The following is a 5,050-nucleotide window of genomic DNA, read 5'->3' as shown; positions in this document are numbered from 1 at the left end:
AGTGGGAGAGATCTCACTAAAAACTGGGAATAACGCCTTAAATGGCGAAGAAACGGTCTAAATAGGCTGATTCAAGGCATTTACGGGAGAAAAAAATCGGCTCAAACATGAAGAAATGAAATGACTGAGTCAGCCGAGAAGAATTTCCCCGCTTATTCGCACCTTCCCAAGCTAAAAAGAGCCGGCTGGAATGACGACTATCGGGCTCAGTTATTCTTTGGTTAAAATATCAACAAAGTGTGCTCCCGCCCTGCGTATAACTCCGCTTTATCTTCATCACCACCTCAAAAAAAATCATTATATTACCAATGTATAAAAAACAGCTTATGAGTCAGCCATGGCAACGCTCCACCAAACTACACCAGCGTGAACAAACCAGTACCGTGATGCGCTTGCATCGCTCCAAGCTACCGCCAGACAGCATCTGGTTTGCTGCTTTTGATCAACGCGATGTCTCTGCTCTGATTTATTGGTGACTCCAAATAGGCCATATCCAGACGGATATCCTAGTGAGCAAGGCAGATAAACAAAAGAGGATGATGATAGTTTCCTGAGCAAGATCAACAAATTAATCAACAAGTACAAATACCGACCTCATATCCGCGGTACCGAATCGTTTATAAAGAAAAGACGCCCTAAGGCGTCTTTCTTATTTTCAGGCATTGAAGCAAACAGGTTTGAGGTTATTCCCCCTCCCCACCTTGCTCCACCACCCAATCAAATCGGGGTAATGGAGGTGATATGGGCATCCCCGTCCAGTGATTTGAAGATCTGTACCACGGCTTCGCCATGGATCGGTTTGGCAAGCGGCACAGTGCTCTTGCACTTGAAGCGGTAGTTGATGCCAGCCACCACTTGAGTGGAGACTTCAAAGGGTACGTACTGCACCCCGACAAATCCTTTCAGCGCCTGATCAAATACCGCCTGATCCTCGGCGGTCAGCTTGTGATATGCGGTCCATCCACCCACCAACACTGCTTGTTCTGACATATCAAACTCTCCGTGCTCTATGATCCCGACTCGTTTGGCCGTTCGGGCTGCGCCCCGTTGATTCAAGTGGTTTCCGGTCTCCACCGGGGTGTCATCACTGCCGGTTGGCGCGATAACGATGGGCAAATTTGCGCAGCTATCTGCAACTGGATCAGCCGTCCCCCCAGCCACGAGCCGCTGTTGACAGCGGGCTCAATTGGCATGAGAGAGCCTAGTGCGAGATGGCAAAAATGCCCCTGTCACATATGACAGGGGCAAGGTGGCAAAAAAGCTGCTCGAAAAAAGAAGATATGTGGCGCAAACGATTGAGAAAATAAAAGACGCCTCAAGGGCGTCTTTTTGCATTTTTATGCTCGAAGGGCAGAAGGGCGCGAGCCGCTTATTCCCATTCGATAGTTGCAGGCGGCTTGCCGGAGACGTCGTACACCACGCGGGAGATACCGTTGATCTCGTTGATGATGCGATTCGATACGTGACCGAGGAAGTCGTACGGCAGATGTGCCCAGTGGGCGGTCATAAAGTCGATGGTTTCGACGGCGCGCAGGGCAATAACCCAGTCATATTTGCGACCATCGCCCATGACGCCAACGGAGCGCACCGGCAGGAACACGGCGAACGCCTGGCTGACCTGGTTGTAGAGGTCGGCTTTGCGCAGCTCTTCGATAAAGACGGCATCGGCGCGGCGCAAGATATCGCAGTACTCTTTCTTCACTTCGCCAAGAACGCGCACGCCCAGACCCGGACCCGGGAACGGGTGACGGTAGAGCATGTCGTAGGGCAGACCCAGCTCGAGGCCAACGCGGCGCACTTCGTCTTTGAACAGCTCGCGCAGCGGCTCGACCAGACCCATCTTCATCTCTTCCGGCAGGCCGCCGACGTTGTGGTGAGACTTGATGACGTGGGCCTTACCGGTCTTGCTGGCAGCAGATTCGATAACGTCCGGATAGATGGTGCCTTGCGCCAGCCACTTGGCGTTTTTCAGCTTTTTCGCTTCATCATCAAACACTTCGACGAAGACGCGGCCGATGATCTTGCGCTTGGCTTCCGGCTCGTCAACACCGGCCAGGGCAGAGAGGAAGCGCTCTTCGGCTTCAACCTTGATGATGTTCAGACCAAAGTGATCGCCAAACATCTCCATCACCTGCTCGCCTTCATTCAGACGCAGCAGACCGTTGTCCACGAAGACGCAGGTCAGGCGATCGCCGATGGCGCGGTGCACCAGCATGGCAACCACGGAGGAGTCGACACCGCCGGAGAGACCGAGGATCACTTCATCGTCCCCCACCTGCTCGCGGATGCGGGCAACGGCGTCGTCGATGATGGTGGCCGGGGTCCAGAGGCATTCGCAGCCGCAGATGTCTTTGACGAAGTGCTCCAGCATGCGGGCACCCTGACGGGTGTGGGTCACTTCCGGGTGGAACTGCACGCCATAGAAGCGCTTGGCTTCGTTGGCCATGGCCGCGTGCGGGCAGGTCGGGGTCCGGGCGATGGTGGTGAAGTCGGCCGGAATGGTGGTGACCTTGTCACCGTGGCTCATCCAGACATCCAGCAGGGCATTGCCATTGTCGGCGATGGCATCTTCGATGTTGCGCAAGAGGGCGCTGCTCTTGCCAGCTTCGCCCAGCACTTCCACCTTGGCGTAACCGAATTCACGCTCGGTAGAGGATTGCACCTTGCCACCCAGCTGCTCGGCCATGGTCTGCATGCCGTAGCAGATCCCAAACACAGGGACACCGGCGTTGAACACATACTCGGGGGCGCGCGGGCTGCCAGCTTCGGTGACGGACTCGGGGCCGCCGGAGAGGATGATGCCGCTCGGATTGAATTCGCGGATCTGCTCTTCGGTTACGTCCCAGGCCCACAGTTCGCAGTAGACGCCGATTTCGCGCACGCGGCGGGCGATCAGCTGGGTGTACTGGGAACCGAAGTCGAGGATAAGGATACGGTGCTGGTGAATGTCTTTAGTCATTTTATTCCTGCATCAGGCTGATGTTGTCACAAAGGGCACGGGATAAAAAAAGGGTGGAAAAACGGGGCGCAGGGCCCCGTTTTATCAGCCCATCCGATAGTTGGGGGCTTCTTTGGTAATGGTCACATCGTGGACGTGGGACTCTTTCATCCCGGCGCCGGAGATGCGCACGAATTCAGCCTTGGTGCGCATGTCATCGATGGTGGCGCTGCCGGTCAGGCCCATGGAGGAGCGCAGGCCGCCCATCTGCTGATGGATGATCTCTTTGAGGCGACCCTTGTACGGCACGCGACCTTCGATGCCTTCCGGCACCAGCTTGTCGGCGGCGTTGTCGGTCTGGAAGTAGCGGTCGCTGGAGCCTTTGGACATGGCGCCCAGGGAACCCATACCACGGTAGGATTTGAAGGAGCGACCCTGATAGAGCTCGATCTCGCCCGGCGCTTCTTCGGTACCGGCGAACATGGAGCCGACCATGACGCAGCTGGCGCCCGCGGCGATGGCCTTGGCGATGTCGCCGGAGAAGCGGATGCCGCCGTCGGCGATAACCGGAATACCGGTGCCTTCCAGCGCGTCAACGGCGTCGGAGATGGCAGTGATCTGGGGCACGCCCACGCCGGTCACGATACGGGTAGTACAGATGGAGCCCGGGCCGATCCCGACCTTGACCGCATTGACACCGGCAGCAGCCAGCGCCTTGGCGCCCGCGGCGGTAGCGACGTTGCCACCGATGATCTGCAGATCCGGATAGGCGTCGCGAGTGGCCTTGATGCGATCCAGCACACCCTGAGAGTGGCCGTGGGAGGAGTCGATCAGCAGCACGTCAACACCAGCTTCCACCAGCGCGGCGACGCGCTCTTCGTTGCCGGCACCGGCACCGACCGCAGCACCGACCCGCAGACGACCCTTGTCATCTTTACAGGCGTGGGGCTTGCGCTCGGCTTTCTGGAAATCTTTAACGGTGATCATGCCCTTGAGTTTGAAGTCGCCGTTCACCACCAGCACTTTTTCGATACGGTGCTTTTGCATCAGGGCAACCACCTCTTCACGAGGGGCCCCTTCACGCACGGTGACCAGACGATCTTTCTGGGTCATGATCTGTTCAACGGTCTGGGAGAGGTCAATCACGAAGCGCACGTCACGGCCGGTAATGATACCGACCAGCTGATTGCCGTCAGTCACCACAGGGTAACCGGCGAAGCCGTTCTTGTGGCTCAGCTCCTTGATTTGGGCGATGGTCATGTCAGGGCGCACGGTGACGGGGTCAGTGACCACGCCGCTCTCGTACTTCTTGACCTTGCGCACTTCGGCAGCCTGCTGCTCGATGGACATGTTCTTGTGGATAAAGCCGATACCGCCTTCCTGGGCCAGTGCGATAGCCAGACGGGCTTCGGTCACTGTGTCCATGGCAGCGGAGATCATCGGGATGTTCAAGCTGATGGCGGAGGTCAGCTTGGTACGCAGATCGGCAGTATTGGGAAGAACTTCGGAGTGGGCGGGAACCAACAGTACATCGTCGAAGGTTAACGCTTCTTTGGCAATCCTGAGCATGGCAATATCTCACCGTTGAGGAAGTGGGGGTGTAAAATATTGCCGACGAAGTTTACTCACGCATTGGTCACTGGTAAAGAAGTTTTTTGAATTTTTTATGGCATAGCCCTCTTTTAGGCGGCCAAAACGCCAAAAAACCAAGATTATCAGTACGAAAAGCGCCATTTCGGGGCAAAAGAGTTGGCTAACCGGTGATTTATGCAAAACCGGTAGGTGTCGACGCAGCCCAACCCCCATGCAACGGGATGATCGACAAGGGCTCAGGGGGCAAGCGGCCTCTGACCCCCCTCCCCTTGTTTTGTGTCCTTGTATTGTCTCTTGCCCTCGCGGCGACCTCAGAGATCCCCTCATTTTTAGAGACTCAAATAATTCCAAGTGTGCGGGTATATAAGCGGTGTTGCTTCAGGTAGTAGATAAATTTATCCATCAACAAGACCGCATTGGCTTCTTTCATTTTAGGTAGCAACTGGTAATAGATGACCCCTTGCCGAAAGAACGAATAGGTTCGGCTCTTGCTGGTATTGACCTTGATCGTTCTCTCTA

The 5,050-nt window shown here is 55.9% G+C and carries 3 protein-coding genes and 1 pseudogene; all 4 read right to left on the bottom strand.

Translation table 11 applies throughout. The features are described from left to right. Nucleotides 1-717: 717 nt before the first annotated feature. A complete protein-coding gene (locus AB5Y90_RS02405; RefSeq protein WP_058059063.1) occupies nucleotides 718-990 on the bottom strand; it encodes a hypothetical protein in 273 nt (90 codons plus the stop codon). Nucleotides 991-1,369: 379 nt separating this feature from the next. Further along, on the bottom strand, nucleotides 1,370-2,959 hold the full coding sequence (gene guaA, locus AB5Y90_RS02400; protein ID WP_206874993.1) for a glutamine-hydrolyzing GMP synthase: 1,590 nt from the start codon (nucleotides 2,957-2,959) through the stop codon (nucleotides 1,370-1,372). An 84-nt stretch (nucleotides 2,960-3,043) separates the two neighbouring features. Then, a complete protein-coding gene (guaB, locus tag AB5Y90_RS02395) occupies nucleotides 3,044-4,507 on the bottom strand; it encodes an IMP dehydrogenase (RefSeq protein ID WP_005345006.1) in 1,464 nt (487 codons plus the stop codon). 361 nt (nucleotides 4,508-4,868) lie between these two features. Continuing rightward, nucleotides 4,869-5,050: pseudogene (locus AB5Y90_RS02390) on the bottom strand (IS4 family transposase); the annotation flags it as partial.

Source organism: Aeromonas sp. R4-1, from assembly GCF_040908325.1.
GTDB classification, from domain to species: Bacteria; Pseudomonadota; Gammaproteobacteria; order Enterobacterales; family Aeromonadaceae; genus Aeromonas; species Aeromonas veronii.
The sequence above is the reverse complement of the archived record's forward strand: the minus strand, read 5'-3'. Positions and strand labels throughout refer to the sequence as shown.

Bases quoted from the DNA above. Each gene is read 5' to 3' on its own strand.
- AB5Y90_RS02405 (WP_058059063.1), bottom strand. From the start codon at position 990: ATGTCAGAACAAGCAGTGTTGGTGGGTGGATGGACCGCATATCACAAG.
- guaA (WP_206874993.1), bottom strand. From the start codon at position 2,959: ATGACTAAAGACATTCACCAGCACCGTATCCTTATCCTCGACTTCGGT.
- guaB (WP_005345006.1), bottom strand. From the start codon at position 4,507: ATGCTCAGGATTGCCAAAGAAGCGTTAACCTTCGACGATGTACTGTTG.